This is a genomic window from Bacteroidota bacterium (assembly GCA_041658205.1).
GTDB lineage: Bacteria > Bacteroidota > Ignavibacteria > UBA10030 > UBA8401 > UBA8401.
This window is the reverse complement of sequence record JBBAAO010000003.1, coordinates 219,152-241,527: the sequence shown is the minus strand read 5'-3', so window position 1 is coordinate 241,527 and position 22,376 is coordinate 219,152. Positions and strand designations below refer to the sequence as shown.

General features: G+C 39.7%; 16 protein-coding genes. 5 read left to right on the top strand and 11 right to left on the bottom strand.

Annotated features, from left to right (window positions below):
• Window positions 1–267: 267 nt before the first annotated feature.
• Window positions 268–3,075 (top strand): ATP-binding protein, encoded by a 2,808-nt coding sequence (locus WDA22_16115; protein MFA5835003.1) that lies wholly within the window; start codon window positions 268–270, stop codon window positions 3,073–3,075.
• A 49-nt stretch (window positions 3,076–3,124) separates the two neighbouring features.
• Window positions 3,125–3,772 carry a response regulator transcription factor gene (locus WDA22_16110; protein ID MFA5835002.1) on the top strand — a complete coding sequence of 216 codons (648 nt, stop codon included), beginning with the start codon at window positions 3,125–3,127 and terminating at the stop codon, window positions 3,770–3,772.
• 3 nt (window positions 3,773–3,775) lie between these two features.
• Here the strand turns inward: WDA22_16110 and WDA22_16105 are convergent, their stop codons facing one another.
• The 7 genes from WDA22_16105 to WDA22_16075 all read right to left on the bottom strand — a co-directional run bounded on the left by WDA22_16105 (window position 3,776) and on the right by WDA22_16075 (window position 12,407).
• Window positions 3,776–5,392, bottom strand: a complete 1,617-nt coding sequence (locus WDA22_16105; protein MFA5835001.1) for a CTP synthase — start codon at window positions 5,390–5,392, stop codon at window positions 3,776–3,778.
• 106 nt (window positions 5,393–5,498) lie between these two features.
• Window positions 5,499–6,845, bottom strand: coding sequence for an MFS transporter (locus tag WDA22_16100; protein ID MFA5835000.1), 1,347 nt, complete (start codon window positions 6,843–6,845; stop codon window positions 5,499–5,501).
• A gap of 68 nt (window positions 6,846–6,913) precedes the next feature.
• Window positions 6,914–7,660: a 3-deoxy-manno-octulosonate cytidylyltransferase gene (gene kdsB, locus WDA22_16095; protein ID MFA5834999.1), complete on the bottom strand. Its 747-nt coding sequence runs from the start codon at window positions 7,658–7,660 to the stop codon at window positions 6,914–6,916.
• A 43-nt stretch (window positions 7,661–7,703) separates the two neighbouring features.
• Window positions 7,704–7,991, bottom strand: coding sequence for an Asp-tRNA(Asn)/Glu-tRNA(Gln) amidotransferase subunit GatC (gene gatC / locus WDA22_16090; GenBank protein MFA5834998.1), 288 nt, complete (start codon window positions 7,989–7,991; stop codon window positions 7,704–7,706).
• Between the two features lie 5 nt (window positions 7,992–7,996).
• Window positions 7,997–8,707, bottom strand: coding sequence for a lysophospholipid acyltransferase family protein (locus WDA22_16085; protein MFA5834997.1), 711 nt, complete (start codon window positions 8,705–8,707; stop codon window positions 7,997–7,999).
• Complete coding sequence (locus WDA22_16080) at window positions 8,704–9,807, bottom strand: M48 family metallopeptidase (GenBank protein ID MFA5834996.1); 1,104 nt, start codon at window positions 9,805–9,807, stop codon at window positions 8,704–8,706. The genes WDA22_16085 and WDA22_16080 overlap by 4 nt, the downstream gene beginning before the upstream one ends.
• Before the next feature lie 308 nt (window positions 9,808–10,115).
• Window positions 10,116–12,407, bottom strand: coding sequence for a Tex family protein (locus tag WDA22_16075; GenBank protein ID MFA5834995.1), 2,292 nt, complete (start codon window positions 12,405–12,407; stop codon window positions 10,116–10,118).
• 241 nt (window positions 12,408–12,648) lie between these two features.
• On the opposite strand from WDA22_16075, the gene WDA22_16070 reads away from it, so the two are divergent.
• From WDA22_16070 to WDA22_16060, 3 genes are read left to right on the top strand one after another with little or no spacing between them, the layout of a single operon-like run.
• On the top strand, window positions 12,649–14,250 hold the full coding sequence (locus tag WDA22_16070; GenBank protein MFA5834994.1) for an ATP-binding protein: 1,602 nt from the start codon (window positions 12,649–12,651) through the stop codon (window positions 14,248–14,250).
• Between the two features lie 48 nt (window positions 14,251–14,298).
• A complete protein-coding gene (locus WDA22_16065; protein MFA5834993.1) occupies window positions 14,299–16,476 on the top strand; it encodes an adenylate/guanylate cyclase domain-containing protein in 2,178 nt (725 codons plus the stop codon).
• 3 nt (window positions 16,477–16,479) lie between these two features.
• On the top strand, window positions 16,480–18,195 hold the full coding sequence (locus WDA22_16060) for a family 10 glycosylhydrolase (protein ID MFA5834992.1): 1,716 nt from the start codon (window positions 16,480–16,482) through the stop codon (window positions 18,193–18,195).
• A gap of 41 nt (window positions 18,196–18,236) precedes the next feature.
• On the opposite strand, the gene WDA22_16055 is transcribed toward WDA22_16060, so the two are convergent.
• The 4 genes from WDA22_16055 to WDA22_16040 all read right to left on the bottom strand — a co-directional run bounded on the left by WDA22_16055 (window position 18,237) and on the right by WDA22_16040 (window position 22,369).
• On the bottom strand, window positions 18,237–18,626 hold the full coding sequence (locus tag WDA22_16055; protein MFA5834991.1) for a hypothetical protein: 390 nt from the start codon (window positions 18,624–18,626) through the stop codon (window positions 18,237–18,239).
• A gap of 205 nt (window positions 18,627–18,831) precedes the next feature.
• A complete protein-coding gene (locus WDA22_16050) occupies window positions 18,832–19,389 on the bottom strand; it encodes a pseudouridine synthase (GenBank protein ID MFA5834990.1) in 558 nt (185 codons plus the stop codon).
• A 90-nt stretch (window positions 19,390–19,479) separates the two neighbouring features.
• Entirely contained in the window at window positions 19,480–20,187 is a 708-nt protein-coding gene (locus WDA22_16045; protein ID MFA5834989.1) for a DUF2461 domain-containing protein, read from the bottom strand.
• A gap of 16 nt (window positions 20,188–20,203) precedes the next feature.
• Window positions 20,204–22,369 carry an ATP-binding protein gene (locus WDA22_16040; GenBank protein ID MFA5834988.1) on the bottom strand — a complete coding sequence of 722 codons (2,166 nt, stop codon included), beginning with the start codon at window positions 22,367–22,369 and terminating at the stop codon, window positions 20,204–20,206.
• Window positions 22,370–22,376 lie beyond the last annotated feature (7 nt).

Below are 22,376 nucleotides of genomic sequence, written 5' to 3'. Positions count from 1 at the left end.
TGAATAAATAATCTCACCAAAAATACAAGAATCCTAAATTGTATGCCTTGAAAGTCAATGTTATTTCAGCCTAATAATAGGAATACCAATAAAGAAAGAAATATTATTATTGATTCGTTCACAGAAATTTATTTTACAATAGTAGTATTGTTTAGTATGTTTTAAAGATAGAACTGTAGATTTATCCAAAGCTATATCCGGTAATTTCATATGAAAATAAATAGCAGGCTAATCTTAATCGTATGTACTATTGTGAATATCCAGATTATGTCTGCTCAATTCGAACAATTTTACGAAAGCTGGCGGTGGGCTCACTTTACAACTTCCACCGGATTGCCTTCAGATATTGTAGATGATATTATTGAAACTGATGATGGTATTGTTTGGGCATCAACCTTTGAAGGCTTAGCGTGGTATGATGGTTTTCGATGGAATAAAATTTTAGAAAAAGATGGACTACCTGAAAAACATCCGACAAGATTAAATAAGGGGCACCATAATACAGTTTTGGTTGTAATTGATTCTAAATTGTACATTGGGAATAGTAATGGGTTCAATAAAATTGAAATAAAAGAAATATTGAAAAATATTGTTATTTCAGTCTGTGCAATCGATAGTGATGGCATTTTTATTTCTACTGATAATCTTGAATACCCGTTTATTATATATCGCGATGGAGTTGTTAAAAGATGGAATTTAACAGATGGTGGAACGACTTACTGCACGAAAAACAAAAAAATTTATATTGTTACCGCATATGGATTGTTTGCAGTTACAGAAAATAGAAGCGAAAAAATTTTAGAGCATTGTTATATTAGATCTATTGTTGATAATAAAAACGATGAAACAATTATGGCTGTTGATGCTCCCTATAGAATGATAGGACTATGGGAGTGGCAAAAAAATGGTTCACTAAAATGGTCAAAGAGCGAACGATTGCTCCCGATTCGTTCGTTAGATATATCATCAACAGGGGAAGTTATTGTTGCTTATGAAACCGGAGATGTTCGAATTAAAAAAAATGGTCATTGGAAATCATTTAATCCGGTTCCCAAACAAATGGTAGGCCTAAAATTTCTAAAATACGACTCACATGATAATTTATGGGTGGGCACAGAAGGTGGGCTTTATTATTTCCGAAATACAAAAAATAAATGGAATTGGTGGACACATGATATCCACGATCCTCGGAATATTGTTATGGAGATATTTAAAGATAAAAATGGTGATGTTTGGATAGGCAATGGTAATGGAATTGAAATCCATAAAACAAATGGTAAAACTGAATACATATCTCATATTCAAAATAAAGATTTAGGACTGATAACGGGGATTAATTCCGACGAAAAAGGTCATGTCTGGATTTCAAGTGGATTAACTATTGAAGGTGCTTATAGATGGGACGGGAAAAGGTGGACTCATTTTGGTTTTAACGAGGGATTAAAATGTCCTAGGATTCATAAAATAAAAAAAGATATCAAAGGTCATTTATGGTTTTTAGGATTAGGTGAAAATGGTTCAATTGAAGGAGGTGTGAAAAAGGATCCTGGTGCATTTATGTATGATGGTAAAATATTTCATCAAATTAATACAGAAAATGGATTACTTCACAATAGAGTCTATTCATTTATTGAATCAGAAACCGGTGCATTATGGTTTGGCACTAAAAAGGGTTTGAGTAGGAAAGATAAAAATGGTTGGAAACATTTTGACGGAGATCGGATTAAAAATATGCTCTCGGTTTATGCAATGGCATTAGATAAAAAGAACAATTTATGGTTTTCAAATTTTACATCACAATTATGCTATGTAGATCAGAATGATTCGATTCATCGTGAGTGGTCTTGGCTTTCCGGTACCGATTATCGTCAAAAAGTTTGGGATATTAAAATAGATAACAAAGGGATTATTTGGGTGGCTACTACTCAGGGGTTGTTTAGTTATTTTAACGGTTCCTGGAATAATTATGATTTTGAAGCTGATTATAAACTTAAAGAATTACGCGTTGTCTTACCCCTTGACAATAAAATATATGTCGGGGGACATGGCATTGGAGTTGGCATATTAGATCGAAACGATATTGGTTATGCCATAAAAGCTGAATTTCTAGAACCAATTATTGAATATGAGAAAGTTCGAATACGTTGGAATGTAGATGCATATTGGGGGGCAATACCTTTCGAAAATATTGAAGTAAGATATCAGTTAGACAACAAAGAATGGTCTGATTGGATAAAATCACGAGAGGTTGTTTTTGAAGGTTTGCAGGAGGGTAATCATTCTTTTATTCTTCAAGCGAAGGACATTTATGGAAACATTCAGGTGAAAAGGGAAGCCACTACTTTTAAGGTACCCCCACCATTCTACAAAAACCCAACATATTTTATACCGTTGATGTTTCTTGTCGGGGGAATTATATTTTTGTCCTACAAAAATATACAACAAAAAACCACCAATGTATTAAAAGTTCGAAATCAGCGAATACGGTTTGCGAATGATTTGCATGATGACGTTGGCAGTAACCTGGGAAGCATTGCACTGATTAGTCAGCGAATTAAACGAAATAAAACTATTTCAAAAGAAGTAAAAGAAGATATTACCATCATATCAGAGACAGCGATTCAATCAGGAGAATATTTACGTGATATTGTATGGTACATTACTCCTCGAAACGATAATTTTAGAAGCTTAGAAACAAGACTTAGAGAGATTGCCCGAAGAATGTTGAAAAGCTTTGAAGTTCAATTTCAAGTAAATGATGAGGTGCAAAGTGAAACTAATCTCAGTGAAATAAGAAGAGATATTGTGCTAATGTTTAAAGAAATGATACATAATATTATTAAACATTCTAAAGCGACGAGTGTTTCGATACTCTTTGAACGTAAACCAGATTGTATACAATTATTCGTTCGAGACAATGGGGTAGGATTTGAACAAAGAGAAGATTATGATGGAAATGGTATGCGGAGCTTAAGGACTCGTGCAGAAAACAATGATGCTGATCTTAATATTAAGACAAAACCCGGCGAAGGAACGGCAATTACAATTAAATTTAAATACGCATCCAATGTGTAATAAAATAGAACGTAATATTGAATACTCACTTGATTGATAGGAATTACCATTGAAACAAGAACATACTATTTCAATTTGGATTATTGAAGATAATGAGTTGTATCAAAAAAGTCTTCTTGCGCTGATTAAGGATCAAAACGACATGATTTGCGAACGAATATTTTCGAGGTGCGAAGACGCTTTGGATACGCTACGATTTGCTCCCCTGCCCGATGTAATTTTGCACGATATTGGGTTTGATGGAATGAGCGGTATTACCTCTGTTAAAACAATTAAAAAGGATCACCCAAGCATTCAAATCATCATGGTTACAATTTTTGACGACGGGGAACACGTTTTCGAGGCGCTTTGTGCGGGGGCAACCGGTTACTTGGTAAAGACTTCACCAGAAGAGAATATCATTAATGGTATACGCGATGTTGTGGGTGGTGGGTCACCAATGAATTCAAGTATTGCGAGAATGGTAATTGACACATTTTCCAAAAATCGTAAGCCGGTCCATGATTACTTTCTTTCGCCGCGTGAAAAAGATATTCTAGAACTCATAGTTCATGGTTATAGTAATAATGTCATCGCTGAACAATTGCATTTAAGCGCCCACACCATTGACGCACACCTGAGAAAAATTTATGAAAAATTACATGTGCACACCCGCACCGAAGCAGCCGCAAAAGTAATTAAGGAACAATTACTCTAAACCTTACTTTGTTTTGCTATAGTGAAACGCCGCCTTCACAAAATCTCTGAACAACGGATGCGGATTTAATGCGCGAGATTTCAATTCTGGATGGAATTGTCCTCCCACAAACCACGGATGATCTTTTAACTCTGCAATTTCTACGAGATTATTATCGGGAGAAGTACCGCTAAATACCATCCCATGTTCAGAAAGAATCTTACGAAATTTATTATTTACTTCATACCGATGACGATGACGTTCGTAGATTAGTTCTTTTTTATAGGCAGCATATGCTTTCGTTCCTTTTTGTAACGTACATGGATATGCACCTAATCTCATGGTGCCCCCCATATTTTTAATCGTCCGCTGATCTGCCATCATATCAATAACATTATATTTTGATTTTTTGAATTCGGTGCTGTTTGCCCCATGCATTCCGCAAACATTACGTGCAAATTCTATGATGGCACATTGCATTCCTAAACAAATTCCAAAAAAGGGAATTTTGTTCTCGCGCACATATTGAATGGCTTTTATCTTTCCTTCAATTCCGCGAATTCCAAATCCCGGTGCAACCAATAAACCATGAACATCTGAAAGAATTTCTTTGACATTATGTCCCGCTAATTCTTCGGCCCTAATCCATTTAAGATCAACGGCAACATCATTTTCAGCGCCAGCATGTATAAATGATTCACAGATACTTTTGTAAGCATCTTTCAATTCCGTGTATTTACCGACAAATCCAATCGTTACTCTATCGCTTGGATCCTTCACGCGATGCACAAAACGAGTCCATTTTCGAAGATCGGGCTTATTTGCTTTGATGTTTAGTTTTTCAAGAACAATTTTATCGAGTCCTTCTTTCTCAAAATACAACGGAATCTCATAAATTGTTTCTACGTCTCGTCCTTCAATCACTGCATCAGTTTCAACGTTACAGAAAAGGCCTATTTTTTCCCGAACTTCTCGTGACAATCTCTTTTCGGTTCGACAAATCAAAATATCCGGCTGCATTCCTATTTCCAGCAACGTTTTTACACTGTGCTGCGTTGGTTTTGTTTTGATTTCGCCTGCTGATTTGATATAAGGAATTAATGTCACGTGGATACTCAGAGCATTTCGTTTGCCAATAGCGAGCGTAAATTGACGAATGGCTTCAAGAAAGGGAAGTGATTCAATATCACCCACCGTACCGCCGACTTCCGTGATAATGACATCATATTTTCCTGTTGCACCAAGCTGCCCCATCCTTTTTTTGATCTCATCAGTGATGTGCGGAATGACCTGAACCGTAGCACCAAGATAATCTCCGCGTCGTTCTTTATTGATAACTTCATAATAAATTTGCCCAGTGGTTGCATTGTTCATCTTCGATGTGTTTACCTCAAGAAAACGTTCGTAATGCCCTAGATCGAGATCAGTTTCTGCACCGTCATCAGTTACATACACTTCACCGTGCTGATACGGAGACATCGTTCCGGGATCAACATTGAGGTAAGGATCCATTTTTTGGATGGTAACTCGCAGTCCGCGGGATTTTAAAAGAAGACCAAGCGAAGCGGCAGCGATTCCTTTGCCAAGAGAAGAAACAACTCCGCCAGTGATAAAGATATATTTTACGTGTGGATGTGCCATAGGAGCAGATGATTAGATGAAAAATTGAAAGATGTCTGATTTAAAAATATCGTTCTTCCTTATATGTAATGTTCATGGATGTTGTATGGAAAATGATATTGTATTGCTATGATATTTTTTTGTCGATCAACTCGTCCCAAATTTTTACTTTGCTTGTATCCTTTGTAAATACCATTCCAACAACAAATGTCATTAATGCAATGGTGATGGGATATATCAATCCTGAATAGATATTGCCGGTGTATGCAACAAATGCAACTCCAATCAAGGGAACAAGTCCGCCGAACACCCCATTACCGATATGGTAAGGAAGGGACATTGATGTATAGCGAATCTTTGTTGGAAATAATTCAACAAGATACGCAGCGATGGGACCGTAAACCATTGTCACAAAAATTACTTGAATGAATACCAATAGGCTTAGCATAACAGCATTTGGATTGTTTGGGTCTACTGCGAAATAACCCATACCCATATAGATTGGATAATAACTAAGTGCTGCTATTAAGCAACCACTCATGATAATTTTTTTTCGTCCATACGTATCAGACATTGCGCCGAATACAATAAAAAATGGTGTTGCCAGTAGCAATGCAACAGCAACAATAAAATTAGCAGTCATAAAATGGATCTTTAAAACCGTCTGTAAATAATAGAGAGCATAAAATTGCCCAGTGTACCACACAACGCCTTGGCCTGCGGTAGCTCCAAATAATGCTTTTGCCATAATTATCCAGTTTTCTTTATTGGCAAAGGCATCTTTCAATGGCTGAGTTGATGTTTTTCCTGCTGCTTTCATCCTTGAAAAGAGTGGAGACTCCTGCAATCTCATTCTGATGATATATGAAAAAATAACTAACACAATTGAAAGAATAAAAGGTATTCTCCAACCCCATGCTTTGAATGCTTCTTCACCGAGTGTTGAACGGACAGAGAGAATAACACCGAGAGAAACAAAAAGTCCAAGTGTTGCCGTTGTTTGGATAAAACTCGTATAAAATCCCCGTTTTTCGTCAGGACAATGTTCGGCGATATAGGTTGCCGCACCTCCATACTCTCCGCCAAGCGCCAGACCTTGTGTTAGGCGAAGTATAACAAGGGCCGCGGGAGCAAAAATTCCGATAGATTCGTATGTAGGAAGAAGACCAATCGCTGTTGTCGCACCACCCATAATCAACAGCGTAACGAGAAATGCATATTTCCTTCCAACAACATCACCGATCCTCCCAAAAAAAACAGCCCCGAACGGTCGAACAGCAAATCCAGTTGCAAAAATAGCAAGTGTTGAAAGTAAACCCGCCGTTGGATTTTCTTTTGGAAAAAATAATCCTGACATGATTGGTGCTAGACTTCCGAAGATGTAGAAGTCGTACCACTCAATCATTGTTCCGGCAGATGATGCGCCGATAACGTTCCAGATTTTATATTCCTTAAGGAAGTCTGTATTTGACATACTGTTGTTAGTATAACAGAAATTTCAGTCTTTCATTTTTTACATTGTAATGGACAAAGAAACACATTTTATTTTTTTGTTAAATATTCAATTACTTTTTGCAAATCTTCCTGTGTATCGACGGGAAGTGATTCGTAATCCGTTATGGCGCATTTTATTTTGTAACCGTTCTCAAGAATCCGCAGTTGCTCCAGTTTTTCAGCAGATTCAAGTGCGGATTGTTTGAATGTAGTATACTGTTGCAAAAAATCTGCCCGATATACATAAATGCCAAAATGTTTATAGAATATTGTACCGTCGAACCACTCTTCATCTTTTTTTGCATCGCGAATGCACGGAATCGGAGAGCGGCTAAAATACAACGCATAATTATTTTTATCTAACACAACTTTTACAATATTGGCATTAAAAACATCCTGATGCGATGTAGTTCGTTTTACTGCTGTTCCAACAACTGCGTTTTTGTCGTCCAATAACAGCTGTATCGTTTGATCAATCATTTTCGGATCGATCAATGGTTCGTCACCTTGTATGTTGACGACAATATCGGCACGCATGTTTTTTGTAACAAAAGCTATTCGATCGCTGCCGCTTTGAATATCAATTGGTGTCATCTGCACGCTACCTCCGAACGATAATACTTCCTCTTCGATTCGAGCATCATCCGTTGCGACAACGATATTGGTCAATAAACGGGATTGCTTTGCCTGTTCGTATACACGCTGGATCATCGATTTTCCGCAAATTTCCATTAACGGTTTCGCAGGAAGCCGGGTGGATGCATATCGCGAGGGTATTATGCCGATAATATTCATTTGTTCAAAAATCTTCTCATCCATGAGGATAGAGAAAATCTTATCATCCTATTACTTTCGGAACCTTGAAATGTTTATCCGTTGATGCGGGAGCATTTCTTAATGCATCTTCAGTAAGTGTTGAAGGTTTCACAACATCATCTCGAAAGACATTCTGCAATTCAATCACCTGTTCAAGCGGTTTCACGTGTGTTGTGTCGACAGAATTCAACTGCTCCATATATTTCAAAATATCGTTGAATTGATGCATGAATTTTTCCATTTCAACATCGGAAAACTCCAATTTTGAAAGTTTAGCGATATGTTCAACCTCTTTTAAAGTGACAGACATAATGATTACTCTTCCTTGTAATTTCTGGTGATAATGTCTTTAACGGTATTCATCAATCGGACTTCATCTTCTCGCGCAGTGATATTTTTTGTTTCAATTGGTGTATCAATGATTACTTCAATATGTGATGGCCGAATGTCAAACGATCCTTTGGGGAGAATCTTAAAACTGCCATTAATTGTTACTGGAATAAGAGGTACACCTGATTTTGCCGCCAATGAAAATGCGCCACGTTTAAACGGAAGTAATTTTCCATCTCGCGTTCGAGTTCCTTCCGCAAACAAAAGCACCTGACCGCCAGAGCGAATATCATTTGCCGCGCGGTCAAGACTTTTCATCGCTTCGGTTCCTTTACTTCTATCTACCATAATGTGATATCCCCATCGTAATGCCCAACCCCAGATAGGAACATAGGATAATTCCTTTTTGAACATAATTCTGATGTGGGGAAATGTATTCATCATCACCGGTATATCAAACATGCTTGCATGATTACTTACCAAAATGTAATTCCCATAGGGGTCAATTTTTTCAAGTCCTTTTACTGTTACTGCGATCCTGCAAAAAATAAGTGAAAGATTTGTCCATGTTCTTCCGCACCAAAAAAACATTTTGCCGGAACGATCTAACGGAATTGAAATAATAGCGACAATTGAAAAGGGAATACAAGTCGCAATAATTAATAGTAGTCGCACTATCGTAATCAACCATCTCATCTTGGATTCTCCACAGCACGTATTCTTTTTTCGATGGAGGGATGACTGTAGAACAAAAATTCTATCAAAGGGTGCGGTGTTCTATCTGCAAGGTTCATTTCAGCAAGTTTATTCATTGTTGATATGAATGCCGATATATTTTTTGTTCGATCAACGGCATATCGATCTGCTTCATACTCATGTTTACGGGAGAGAATGTTTCCAAGAGGAGATGTGACAAGCGAATATATTCCAAGCCATAACGTAAGCAACGGAAGCGCTGCAAGTTGTGTGATCGATGAAAAACCAAACCAGGAAAGCGAGATGGAATATGCAACCGATGTCAGATACAAACCTAAAAAAATGCTGAGAGTCCCAACAGTAATTCCCTTCCAGATATGTCCATAGGAATAATGTCCGAGTTCGTGTGCAAAAACGGATTCAATCTCTTCTTCTGAAAAATTGTTCATTAATGTATCACCAAGCAGTATTCTTTTTGATTTTCCTATTCCAGTAAATGCTGCATTTGCTTTTTTCGTTGTCTTGCTCAAATTAAACGAATAAATCCCCTCAACAATCATTTTTGTCGATGCGGTTAACGCCTCTATTTTTTCTTTGAGCGGAGTATCATCCAGAGGAGTCAATTTATAAAAGAGGGGGAGTATAACGATCGGTGCAATACGTGAAAGGCCGATTGAAATAATAAATAATGTTCCGGCAACCGGGAGCCACCAAAGTGTATTAAATGTTAAAAGAAAAAAATAGACAAGCAGTGCCAATGGAGTGAGAATAGGAATTGAAACCAATACACCTTTTGCCGATTCCCAGATCCATTGTCCGAAATTTTGATTTGAGAGATTGTATTGATGTTCAAGAATGAAACCAGAATATATGCTAAATGGTAAAGAGACTACACCGGAGATTATCGCAAATGCAGCTGAAAAAATTAATAAAGATATATATGGGTTTGTTGAGTAGGAAAGGGCAAACTGCTCAATTGAAACGGTATATTCTTTAAGCAGAAGAAACACGGTTAGTGCAAAGGAGACAATCCCGCTGACAAGAGACACGATGAGCTTTGTCCTGTTATAGCGTTTTACAGTGTGTCCGGTTTTTGTCATACACAAAAAAGAAGCGATATTCCGATAAACATCGGAATCGCAAAACTAGTTTTTGAAACATGAGTAAACCGACAGTGAAGGATGCGGATTGGTGACCTGTGGTTTAATAAAAATACAAAAGGGAGAAGGAAAAAACAAATGTTGTTTTTTCCTTCTCCCGGATAAAACGATTGATAATTTTTGCAATAGTGGAGCCAACCACTTAACCAAGTCTCCCTCCTAAAACAAAGCGTGTTATAGTTTTTATATCTCACACTCAAGCAAAGAAGAAGAGTTTCCTGTTATCCATCTCGCAGGCAAATTGCAGACTATTGAGTTTTCTTCACGTCTTTATCGTCTTCTGTCTTTCTACCAAATTTTGTGCGCAGATCTTCAAGAGAATATGATCGTTCCTTGAACGGTTCGGCTTCCGTCTTTTTCTTAGCAGGCGAGGCTATGCTTTGCTGCGATCTCATGGAAAGAGCGATACGTTTTAATTGCTCATTCACTTCCATTACACGCACTTTTACAATTTGTCCTACCTTCACAACTGTCTTTGCATCTTCAACATATCGATCGGCAAGTTGAGAAATATGAACAAGGCCATCCTGATGGACACCGATATCTACAAACGCCCCAAAATTTGCAACATTGGTAACAATTCCTTCCAACTCCATTCCAGTTTTCAAATCGGATATTTCCTTAATTCCATCCTTAAATGTTGCATACTTGAATTCTGCTCTGGGATCGCGTCCCGGTTTTTTCAATTCAGAAATAATGTCACGCAATGTCGGTTCACCAACCGTTTTTGTTACATATTTTTTGATATCGAGTTTATCAAGCGTTGATGGATTTTTCATTACTTCATCAAACGTCAATGTAACATCCGCGAGAATCTTTTCTACAATGGTGTAACTTTCCGGATGTACTCCGGAACTATCTAAGGGATTTTTCGCATTACGGATGCGCAGGAATCCCGCCGACTGTTCAAATGCCTTTGGGCCAAACTTCGGGACTTTTTGTAATTCTTTTCTGCTTTTGAATGCGCCATTCTCATTACGATATTCAACAATGCTTTTAGCTAAAGGAATATTAATACCGGCCACATAACTCAACAACTCTTTCGATGCCATATTCAGATCAACACCGACAAAATTCACGCAGCTTTGAACAGTTTCTTCCAATTTTTTTTTCAATAATTTCTGATCCACATCGTGCTGATATTGACCGACACCAATTGATTTTGGATCGATCTTGACTAATTCTGCCAACGGATCCTGCAATCGGCGGCCGATAGAAATGGCGCCACGAACAGTAACATCAAGATCGGGAAATTCATCGATAGCTACTTCACTTGCAGAATAGATTGATGCGCCGGATTCATTGACAACTACTTTTATCGGTTTCTTTTTAATACCTTTTAACGCTTCAGCAATGAACTCATCTGTTTCGCGGCTTGCCGTTCCGTTGCCAATGGCAATCAGTTCGATGGAATATTTTTCAATCATCTTTTGAACGATTTTTTTTGCTTTTTCCCGTTCCGTTTCACCGGATGTATGGGGGAATACCGCAATGTATTCGGAGAATTTTCCTGTTTTATCCATCACAGCAATCTTACAACCAGTTCGAAATCCCGGGTCAACGCCGAGTGTCGGTTTCATTCCGGCGGGAGAAGCAAGTAGAAGCTCGCGGATGTTTGCTTCGAATGTTTTGATCGATTCAAGGTCGGCAAGTTCTTTCTTCGAAAGCCGTACTTCGCTGATAATGGTGGTGCGCATCAGGCGTTCAAAGGCATCGTTTAACATTGCTCGATAAAATGTCCGCACAGATTCGATTTGCGATCTGTTTTCTTTGGACTCTAAATATCCCTGAACAAATTCTTCGCTGAATTGAATTGAGAATGAAATAACATCTTCCGCTTCACCTCGGCGCATTGCGAGCATATTGTGGGATTGAATATCCTTAACACGGAATTTATAATCCCGGTACATTTCATATTTTGTTGATCCCACCGGAAATTTTTTCTCGTTGATGGTAGAGACAAAAACCCCCTCCGTTAAAAGATGTTCGCGAATATGCTGACGATACTCCGCTATTTCAGACACTTCTTCCGCAAGAATGTCCGATGCTCCGGAAAGTGCTTCTTGAATCGATTTTACGTCCATTTTTTTTGATAAATATTTTTCTGCTTCCTTTTCCAAATTCACTCGTTTTGTTTCGGCACTGTTTTTGGATTTGATCCATTCCGCAAACGGTTCTAGTCCTTTTTCTTTGGCAATTATCGCTCTGGTTCTTTTCTTGGGTTTGAAGGGAAGATACAAATCTTCGAGTTCCGTCTTAGAAAGACACTCTTGAATTGTTTTCTTTAATTTTGGCGTAAGCTTTTTCTGCTCATCGATGGATTTTAGAATCGTTTCTTTTCGTTCTTCCAGTTCCAAAAGATAGTCGAATCGGTCGAAAAGATTGCGGAGCTGGGTTTCGTCCATCTCTCCCGTCCGTTCTTTTCGATAACGGGCGATGAAAGGAATAGTCCCGCCGTCCGCACGGAGTTCCAAAGCGCTTGCTACTTGTTGAGGTTTTAATGTGAGTTCTTGCGAAAGCAGTTTCGGTATATCAAGCATAAGACAGAAATTTGATTATGATGAAAGAAGATTAATGATTTTTTTTATAACCAAGGTACAAATAAAACACCGCAGAAAATAACCCGTCATTTCTGCGGCGCTGAATGAAAGATATAAGAGAATTGGTGAAGAACAAAAAGAAAAATCATTGTTTGATATGCCTCCGAAAATTTCATTCATTGACACTCCACTCAATTTTTGCTACACTTAACCATTCCCTCATTAACGGTATAAAAAAATTATGGCTCAAGTATCAAAAGAACGCCACATCGGCAGAGTAAAAAGTATGACCAGTTCCGCTTTCGTCGTTTCGCTGGATGACGATTTATTTACAATGGAGCGGACCGTCAATGGAAAAGTGTATCGCGTTGGACAAATCGGATCGTTTATTGTTATGCCTGTCGGCGATGTGGAAGTGGTCGGGGTGATTAACCGCGTATATCAAGCAACAGAATTAAACCGAGAAATGGAAGCACAAGTGATCGGTTCAGTAAACAACGGTAAATTCCAAAAAGGAATTGCATCATTCCCCACGCTCAGCTGCGATGTGTATATGACAGATGAAGAAGGTGTCGCGACAATTTTTGCATCGTTTGCGCAATACGGATTTGCGATCGGAGATATTTCCGGATTTCCGGGCGAGCGGCAGTACATTGACCCGAACAGATTCTTCGGAAAGCACATTGCCGTCCTTGGCTCGTCGGGTTCCGGAAAGTCCACCACGGTTGCTTCGATTCTTCAAAAAGTTCAGATGTTTGAGAACACACATGTGATCATTTTGGACATTCATAACGAATACTCTGCTGCATTTCGTGATTATGGGAATCTGATTAACATTACAGAATTAGAAATGCCGTACTGGTTCATGAACTTTGAAGAAATGCGCGAAATGTTTGTGGATGAAAATGAACCTTCCTCGCAAAGTCAGATTATGATGTTGAAAGATCTTGTCTTGAATGCAAAGAAGGCGCGAAATCCGGAACTGCAAGCGATCATTACGGTCGATTCTCCCGTATTTTATGATCTGAATGAAGTTCGCGCGAAGTTTCAGTTTTTTGATACTGAACGGGTAACGACTAGCACCGGAGTACGTGAAGGACCATTCTTTGGTCAGTTCACCCGTTTTTTGGTGCGTTTAGACAGCAAAATGACTGACCTGCGGTACGGATTTATGTTCAAACCGAAAAAGTTCAAAGATTCGAATGCGCTAAAAGATATTTTGAACAAACTGCTCGGAATCGAAAATAAAAAACAGATCACTGTTATCGATTTAAGCGGTGTGCCGTTCGATATTGTCAATACCATTGTTGCGCTTCTTGCGCGGACGGTGTTCGATTTCAATTTCTGGAATAAAAACAAAGCTGATTTTCCAATTCTGATGCTGTTCGAAGAGGCGCATAACTATCTTCCTCAAATTCCAACACCATACAATCGAGCTGCTCGAAAAATTGTGGAACGTATAGCAAAAGAAGGTAGAAAGTACGGCGTTGGATGTATGATTGTCAGTCAGCGTCCGTCGGAACTTTCAGAAACAATACTTTCGCAATGTAATAATTTTGTTATTCTCCGTTTAACAAATCCGACCGATCAAGCATTTGTAAAAAAACTTGTGCCAGATTCATTCGCGGGAATGTTCGATATGCTTCCTTCGATGCGTCAAGGTGAAGCATTGTTTGTTGGTGATGCCACCGCATTGCCGTCGCGAGTTCAGCTGGATTATCCGCAACCACCGCCGAACAGTTCGGATATTCTATTCTATGATAAGTGGGTAGCTACGGAAAGTCCGACCGACGTGAGTGATGTTGTTGACCGTTGGTGGAAACAAGAACGGGACGTACATTAATAGATTGTGGCAGGCTTGTATTATGCGGCCTGCCTTAAGATATCTTCAATGAAAAATCGCCTCGAAGTAAAAATACTATTGCTCATCATCCTCGTGCTGGTTGCAGGCTTTGGCACGTATGTTATCATTTCCATCAACCGTGAATCAAAAGTGTTGCTTGAACAGCAGCGTGAAAAAGCGCGATTGTTCAGTGAAACGGTGATGGTGGGGATCCGCAATGTGATGCTTTCCGGTAAGGCGCCATATGCTACTGAATTGGTCGGAGACGCTCGAGAGAATTTATTGTTCGGAACTTTGCGAGTATACAACAACCAATCGAAAGAAGTATTCCCGGATGAAGGACGAGGGATTATTTCTGGAGCAGGTGATGAACAGGTGCGCAAAGCAATCGAAACGGAAATGGAAGTAATGTTTGCAAAACACGACACGCTCGGCGAGCAGTTTATCCGTATTGAACCATTGCTGAACGAACGTGAATGCCAACAATGTCACAGCGGCAATCACACCGTAAGAGGGGTAACACGCCTAACGCTCAATCCCAATTTAATGGTCGCCCATGCAAAGGATATGGCGTCTAACAACTTTACAAACACACAACAAGAAGTCACAGAAATCATCAGTAATACTCTCGCTGCCAGCTTTAAAAACATAATGCTCGCAGGTCAGGGCGAACTGATGGATACTCTTGTTCGACGCACAGCGCGGCTTCCGTTCATCGAAAAAATTAAAATTTATGATCGGTTTGGCGCCGTGCATTTTGGCGAAGAAGAAAATTTGGCCTCTGAAGATTCCATTCTGCGGGCAATAGAAAATGAATTGCCCATCATGTTTTCTGAAAAAAATAAAACAGTGATGACACGGATGATTCCATTCCGAAATGAGGATCGATGTCAGGTGTGCCATGGTTCAAAAAGTCAGTGGCGCGGCGTGATGGAAGTTTCGTTAAGAGTTGGACAACTTAAAATGAAGTCGCTTGAGCTTGAGCAGCAATTGACTCAAATGCTTCAGGCAACAGTCGGCGTCGGTTTTCGCAGCATTATGCTCGTGGGAAAAGGGAGTTACGCACGCTCCTTTATTAATGAAGTACGAAAGATCGATGCTGTTAAGGATCTTCGCGTTTTCGATAAAAACTCGAATGAACGGTTCGTGAACAGTCAAAAAAAGGATTACGGTCTGGATTTTGTGCGCAGTGCGTTGATGAAAGATACCCTCATCGAAGCAATGCAAATGATTGATGGAGAGGAATTTCTTGTCCGTTATTCCACTCTTCGAAATGAAAAACGGTGTCAGGTTTGCCATGGGGATGACCACACGATTCGGGGTGTTGTTGGTGTGACAACATCAATGGCGGCGGTGAATGCAACAATTGCGGATAATCAACTCTACTCATTAATCGCCGGCGGAACGACAATCTTTTTAGTATGGCTCGTACTTCGCATCTTTATGAAAGCAGTTGTGGTGAGACCAATTGGTTCATTGGGAAATGTTGTTCGAGAAGTGGGTAATGGAAATTTTTCTGTTTCTTCGAACTTGAAATCGAATGACGAAATAGGCCAGCTTGGCAAGCGGATCAATGAAATGATTATAGGTTTGCGTGAACGATTTCATTTGGAAAAATTTGTTTCTAAGCAAACCGTCGATTATGTTCAGCGTGCATCAGAGATGGGGGTGAAACTCGGTGGTGAGCGAAAAGTTGCTACGGTATTCTTTTCCGATGTGCGCGGGTTTACAGCATTTTCTGAAAAAGTTGAACCGGAAAGGGTTGTTGCCATGCTGAATTCAATCTTAAGCAGACAAGCAGCCATTGTTAAAAAATTTGGCGGTGATATTGACAAATATGTTGGGGACGAACTTGTAGCAGTGTTTCAAGGCAATCTGATGGTGAAGAACGCTGTGCAATGCTCTATCGAGATTCAGGAAATGATGAAATCGATCCCGGAATTAATTGGCGATGATATTGCCATCGGCATTGGGATTAACACCGGTGAAATGGTGATGGGGGCAATGGGAAGCGAAGACCGTATGGATTTTACCGTTATCGGCGATGCCGTGAATCTTGGTGCACGATTATGCAGTGCTGCTGGTAGAGGAGAAATTATTGTTTCCGAGTACTCCGCAAAATATATTCAAGATGAACCATTCATTGAATTACATAAACGCGAACCGATCAAAGTGAAGGGGAAAGAGGCATTCATTCAAATTTTTGAAGCAATGGCGCGAAAGTAATGGATGATTCGGTATCGTAACATTATTCCCCTTCTTTTTATTTCTATCCTAGTTGCACAATCGCCTAAGTATGAACTCCGAGCTGTTTGGATATCGTCTGCAAGCGGAGACTGGCCTAAATCGACGGATGTGGCTGAACAACAGCGCTCGTTGATCGAAATTTTCGATGTTCTTAAAAACAATAATTTCAATACGGTATTCTTTCAAGTCCGACCGCGCGGTAATGTGTTATACCGCTCTGTTCTTGAACCCTGGGTATCACAACTGACCGGTGTACTCGGCAAAGATCCGGGATATGATCCGCTCGCCTTTGCCATTGAGGAAGCGCACAAACGTGGTTTGGAACTGCATGCTTGGTTTAATGTTGCAAAGGTGTGGGGAAGCGATAAGCTTCCACAGCATCAACAGCACATCACGCGATCACATCATGCCTGGGTAAAATTGTTTGAGAATGAGTGGTGGGTTGATATGGGAATTCCGGAGGCCCGTGATTATACCGAAAATCTTGTGAAAGAATTGGTGTCGACATATGATATCGATGGCCTTCATTTTGATTATATCCGATATCCGTCGGATAAGTTTGAAGACTGGGATTCGTTTACACAATGGAGCGATGGCGTTGAGCGTGCGGAGTGGAGAAGAAATAATATTACTACGTTCGTTAAGGACTGTTACACGTTTATTCAAAAAGAAAAACCATGGATTAAAGTTGGATCAGCCCCATTGGGAATTTATCAATCGATCAATGGCGCTCAATCTTCGTTCAATGGTTATTCGGGGGTCTTTCAGGATGCGCGACGGTGGCTGCGGGAAGGAATTCATGATTACGTAGCACCACAACTCTATTGGTCCATCGGCGAGCAAAAAAATCCAAACGATCCGGATTTTTTTGTCTTGAGTAATAATTGGATGCAGGAACATTCTCAACGTCATGTCTATATTGGTATCGGCGCATATCGTGAAAATATTCAACATGAAATTCGAGAACAGATACTCATGACCCGGGCTGAAGGGGCACATGGCCAAGCTTTTTTTCGATACGAAAATGTTCAAACCATTCTCCCAAAAATGGGGAATGTTTATAGATTCCAAGCACTTGTGCCTTCAATGATCTGGAAAGATTCAATTCCACCTCTTAATCCAAAAAACATCGCCGTGTCACTGTCTCAAGGTGTTGCTTCAATTCGATGGAACGAACCCGATGAAGCGAGTGATAAAGAGAAACCATGCCGATATGTTCTCTATCGATCGTCAGAGAAGAGTATTGATACACGACGAGCAGAAAACATCCTTGCCGTTCTTCCCGCATCGCAATTATTGTATCGTGATGAGACATCGAACGCAAAAGAATATTTTTACACTGTTACAGCTGTTGATCGGGCAGGAAATGAAAGTGGTGCATTGGGAAAGACAGTTTCGGAAATACAATCGTTATTTTCTCGGTATGGTAAACCCGAAACAGAATTAACGTTATCGCAAAATATTCCGAATCCCGTGAACGGAAGAACATACGTTACTATCAAACTTCCACAAAAAATGTTGGTGACACTTTCCTTAAAATATGCGTCTGCTTTACGGGAAACAATTATAGTGAGACAATTGAAAGAAGTCGGAACGCATATTGTTGCGATCGACACAAAAAATATTCCTTCCGGAACAATAGAGTATCGATTGAGAGCTGGAGAAATAGATATCGTTAAGACAATGGAAAAAAAATAAAGCGGACCGCTGTATCAAACAGCAGTCCGCTTTATCGAAAATTACTCCAAAGCCAACGTTGTATTCAGCACGGATCGGTAAAACTCCACCACAATTTCACTTTCTTCTTTTTCTAAAGCTTCTTCTACAGCCGTTCTGCCAATAGTACCGCCGATATTCACCAGTGCAAGTGCTGCAGACATTTTGACATTTTCCGCATTATCCGTTAGGAGTAATTTCTTTAGTTCTTCTACAGCTCCTGTCAGTTTGTACTTTCGAATGTAACTGACAGCACTTATTTTTACTCCATTATTGTCCGATTTGAGATTAGCTTTGTAATTTTGTTCAGCTTTTGTCCAATCAACTGAGTCGTTTGAGGGGTGTTTCGGTGTGGATGCAAACAGGAAAGAAACACCGAGGAATACAACAAACAGCACATATAGCTTTTTCATAACGCCTCCTATGGATATTGTATGGTAAGTATTTTCTCGGTGGGTGCATATACAAACGGATTCAACGAGAAAAAGTTTCTGTGAAATGAATAAATAATGTTCAACGGTTGAATTACGGTGTTAACATACCATTTCAACGTGACGGGATGAGAAATAAATAGTGAAGAAGGTGTAACGTTTGTGTTAGGCGTCTACAATTGTAATACTAAAGCAGTATCTGCTGAAGAGATATTTCTTTCCATTGGCCCGGAGATAAATCTCCAATGTCGATATTTCCTATCTTAATACGCACAAGTCGTAACGTCGGATGTCCGACGGCAGCGGTCATTTTGCGCACTTGTCGATTTCGTCCCTCACGCAAGACTAACGTGATCCACGCTGTGGGAACATTTTTGCGGAATCGAATTGGTGTTGAACGTTGAGGAAAAAGAGGATCGTGTGAAAGTAATTCGATCTCTGCCGGTTTAGTTTTTATTCCTTCAATAATTATTCCTTTACGGAGTTTTTCCAATGCGGCATTGTCGGGAACGCGTTCAACTTGAGCACAATATGTTTTGGGATATCCAACGGTTGGATCGGTGAGTTTATTTTTAATTACATTGTCGTTGGTGAGTAATAGTAATCCTTCACTGTCGTAATCTAATCGTCCGACGGGGTAAATATCTTTTGGAAGAGTGAGGAAATCTTTAAGCGTTTGTTTTCTAGGTTCAGGAGAGAACTGTGAAAGCACTGCATACGGTTTATAAAAAAGAAAATATCTCATTCAAAAATTTTATTTCAAAATTATCAAGCGCGCATGATTTTGCTTTAACAATATTGTAATTATGTAATCTTGATAATCATGTAATTTGTTTTAGAAACCCATTGCTTTGTTCATAAAATCAACCAAGGGCATAAGTTCTTTACAATGTTTTGCTATGAGTTTCACAAAATCTTTTTTATGACAGATCTCTTCCTTCATCTCCAAACCAGTGAAGAATTGTTTCATTTTCAGCCATTCGATCATCGGATGGTTTGGATCGTACCCTTTGGGTGGGCGGGAAAGCTTTTGGCCGGTGATTGCCGGGAACATTTTTTTGAATGAGGGTTTGTTGATGATGGCCAGAAATTCTTTTGAATGCTCAGCAAGATACTTACGGATTTTTTTTAACTGATCATTGTCCGGCAGATAAATCCCACCGCCAATGAACACTTCTCCCGGGGCAATGTGAAGATAATAGCCCGATCCCTCAAATCCTTTTGGTTTTCCTCGCAGCACAAAGTGAGCTGCCATGTGTGTTTTATAAGGAGTTTTATCTTTGCTGAATCGTGTGTCGCGGTAGATCCTGAACATCGATCGCTTTGGATGAACGTCAAATTGAGATGCAAAATCGGCAAAGAGGGGCTGCAGTGATGCAATAAAACTTTGCATTGGAAATTTGATCTGCTCTTCGTAATCATTTTTGTGAGCGTTAAACCAATCTCGATTATTATTCTTTTTCAGCTTTTTTAGAAATGCGATACTCTCTTTAGGAAAACCCTCGAATGGCGGAAATTGCTGTTCATCGAACTCTCTGAGCATTGCTGATCCTTTCTGTTCAACGGGTCGGTATTGAGACGGTTACGGTTGTTCCTTTAAGTAATTCGCTTTCGATCGAAATAGTTCCGCCGTGCATTTGAACGCATTGCTGTGCGATGGTCAATCCGAGGCCGGTTCCATAAATATTGCTGACATTCGACGCTCGGAAAAACGAGGAGAATAAATGTTTTTGTTCCGATGCTGGAATGCCAATTCCTTGATCCGTGATGGTAATAATGCAGGAAGAATTGTTTAACTCGATATGTGCCCGTACTTCTGTATTATCACGGGAATATTTAAATGCGTTGGAGAGCAATTGAGAAACGATCGTCTGTAATAATTTTGCATCAAGTGCTACGGATGAAAAATTTCCCTGTTCAGAAAGAATAAAGTGATGTCGGGATTCAAGATCCGTCATCAATTCTTTTGACGTAGACTGAAAAAGTGTTTCAAGATTGACGTTGGTGATATTTAGTGCATATGGTTCTGTTGATGCTTTGGTTGTGAATGTTACATCGCGCACCAAATCGATCATTTGTCGAATCGATTCGTTAATACGAAGGAAGGAATGATATCGTCGTTCATCGCTCCATTTGTCAAGAAATCGCTCAAGCAATTCCGTATTTGTCGCAATAGTAACAAGTGACGTTCGGAGTTGATTGCTCACCATTCCAATAAAGCGTGATTTCAGGTCGACCAACTCCTGCTCCCGTTCCTTGGCCACAGTAAAATTATGTTGCGAATCTTTTTCAGTTGTGCGGTCGAGAATACAGCCGACGTATTTTATCGAGTCACCATTTGGTTGAATATCAACGAAACTGACAGAAGCGGAAATGGTATCGCCGGTTGCTGCAATAATCTTCGTCTCACCTTGAAATTGTTCTGCCCGATTCTCGGTATTCTTCCACTGTTCTTCGTAAAATGCCCGTTCTTCTTCCGGGAAGAGCCGTGCAAAATGTTTTCCTCCAAGTTCATTCATCCCGTAGCCGACAAGTTCTTGTAGCGGTGGATTGCAGTATTCACAGATTCCGTTTTCATTCACGACGAAGATGGGAATAGGAACCAGCCGAAGAATATTGTGGATACTTTGCTGGGTAGAAACAAGGTCATTTGATTTTTGCGTGAGTTCAGTTTGCAATACTGAGATTGCATTTGATTGCTCGGCAATTTTTTGTTCAAGTTCGCCAATATGCGTATAAAGTTTTTGTTTACTTTCTTGAAGAGCATGCTCCGTTGCCTGGCGAATACTGGTCTGTTCCTGAAGCATTTCTGCCGTAATTTCAAGCTCTTGTTTAATCGCAGAATGAATCAATTCGGCTTCAGACAGTTTTCGTTGGTATTCGGTTTCTTTGGTGCGGAATTCTTCGATCAATACACCACCAGATTGATGAAGCGATTCATTTGAATTGCGAGCGGTTGTTAATTCACTCTGAAGTTGTTCAATCTGTTGCTGCAGTCTCTGAAGATTCTCCCGAGATTCTGTTTCGAGCGTCGTCCGCAATGCTTTTTCCTGCTGCAGAGTGCTGTTCACTTGTTGAAGTTCCATAGTCTGTTGGTTTAGCGTTGACTGAAACTGCTGTTCTTTTGCGATCATTTCACTGGTAAGGGTTGAACGCATCTCTTCTTCCTGCTGAATTTGTTCTGCTAGCAAAGCTGCATCGCGTTCTTTTTCCGTAAGAGTTTTTTCAACTTTTGTCTGTTGTTCCAACTGTTGATGGAGTTCCGATGTAAGCGATTGGATCTGCTGCTCTTTTGATGAGAGATCACTTGTTAGCATGGATGCTTTTTTTTCTTCCGATGAAATCTTTGATGTATATTCGGAGAGCTGGCGTTCAATTGTTGCGAGTTCTTGTTCAAGCGAGGTGCGTTGTGTGGATTCATGCTGCAACTGTGCAGAAAGTGATTGGATCTGCTTATCCTTTGCCATAACCTCACCGCCAAGGGAAGTTGTTGTTACTTCTACAGAAGTGATATGGGATTTAATCTCGGAGATCTGATGTTCTTTCTCTTTTAAAGCAGATTCCAAACGCTGTTTTTCTGATGCGAGCTGCAATTCATTGTTTCGCAATGCAAATGTCTTTTCTCGTTCTTCTTCCAATAATCGATTGTATCGGCTTCGTATTGTGTAATACGACAAGGCAGCAATGCCGGATACAATAAAAAATGAATAAATAATTACGTCCATTGATGCG

Excerpts from the sequence above, each read along its gene's own strand:
- WDA22_16060 (MFA5834992.1), top strand. The coding sequence starts at position 16,480 with ATGATTCGGTATCGTAACATTATTCCCCTTCTTTTTATTTCTATCCTA.
- WDA22_16040 (MFA5834988.1), bottom strand. The coding sequence starts at position 22,369 with ATGGACGTAATTATTTATTCATTTTTTATTGTATCCGGCATTGCTGCC.
- WDA22_16100 (MFA5835000.1), bottom strand. The coding sequence starts at position 6,845 with ATGTCAAATACAGACTTCCTTAAGGAATATAAAATCTGGAACGTTATC.
- WDA22_16055 (MFA5834991.1), bottom strand. The coding sequence starts at position 18,626 with ATGAAAAAGCTATATGTGCTGTTTGTTGTATTCCTCGGTGTTTCTTTC.
- WDA22_16075 (MFA5834995.1), bottom strand. The coding sequence starts at position 12,407 with ATGCTTGATATACCGAAACTGCTTTCGCAAGAACTCACATTAAAACCT.
- WDA22_16045 (MFA5834989.1), bottom strand. The coding sequence starts at position 20,187 with ATGCTCAGAGAGTTCGATGAACAGCAATTTCCGCCATTCGAGGGTTTT.
- WDA22_16080 (MFA5834996.1), bottom strand. The coding sequence starts at position 9,807 with ATGACAAAAACCGGACACACTGTAAAACGCTATAACAGGACAAAGCTC.
- WDA22_16105 (MFA5835001.1), bottom strand. The coding sequence starts at position 5,392 with ATGGCACATCCACACGTAAAATATATCTTTATCACTGGCGGAGTTGTT.
- WDA22_16070 (MFA5834994.1), top strand. The coding sequence starts at position 12,649 with ATGGCTCAAGTATCAAAAGAACGCCACATCGGCAGAGTAAAAAGTATG.
- gatC (MFA5834998.1), bottom strand. The coding sequence starts at position 7,991 with ATGTCTGTCACTTTAAAAGAGGTTGAACATATCGCTAAACTTTCAAAA.
- WDA22_16085 (MFA5834997.1), bottom strand. The coding sequence starts at position 8,707 with ATGAGATGGTTGATTACGATAGTGCGACTACTATTAATTATTGCGACT.
- WDA22_16115 (MFA5835003.1), top strand. The coding sequence starts at position 268 with ATGTCTGCTCAATTCGAACAATTTTACGAAAGCTGGCGGTGGGCTCAC.
- kdsB (MFA5834999.1), bottom strand. The coding sequence starts at position 7,660 with ATGAATATTATCGGCATAATACCCTCGCGATATGCATCCACCCGGCTT.
- WDA22_16065 (MFA5834993.1), top strand. The coding sequence starts at position 14,299 with ATGAAAAATCGCCTCGAAGTAAAAATACTATTGCTCATCATCCTCGTG.
- WDA22_16050 (MFA5834990.1), bottom strand. The coding sequence starts at position 19,389 with ATGAGATATTTTCTTTTTTATAAACCGTATGCAGTGCTTTCACAGTTC.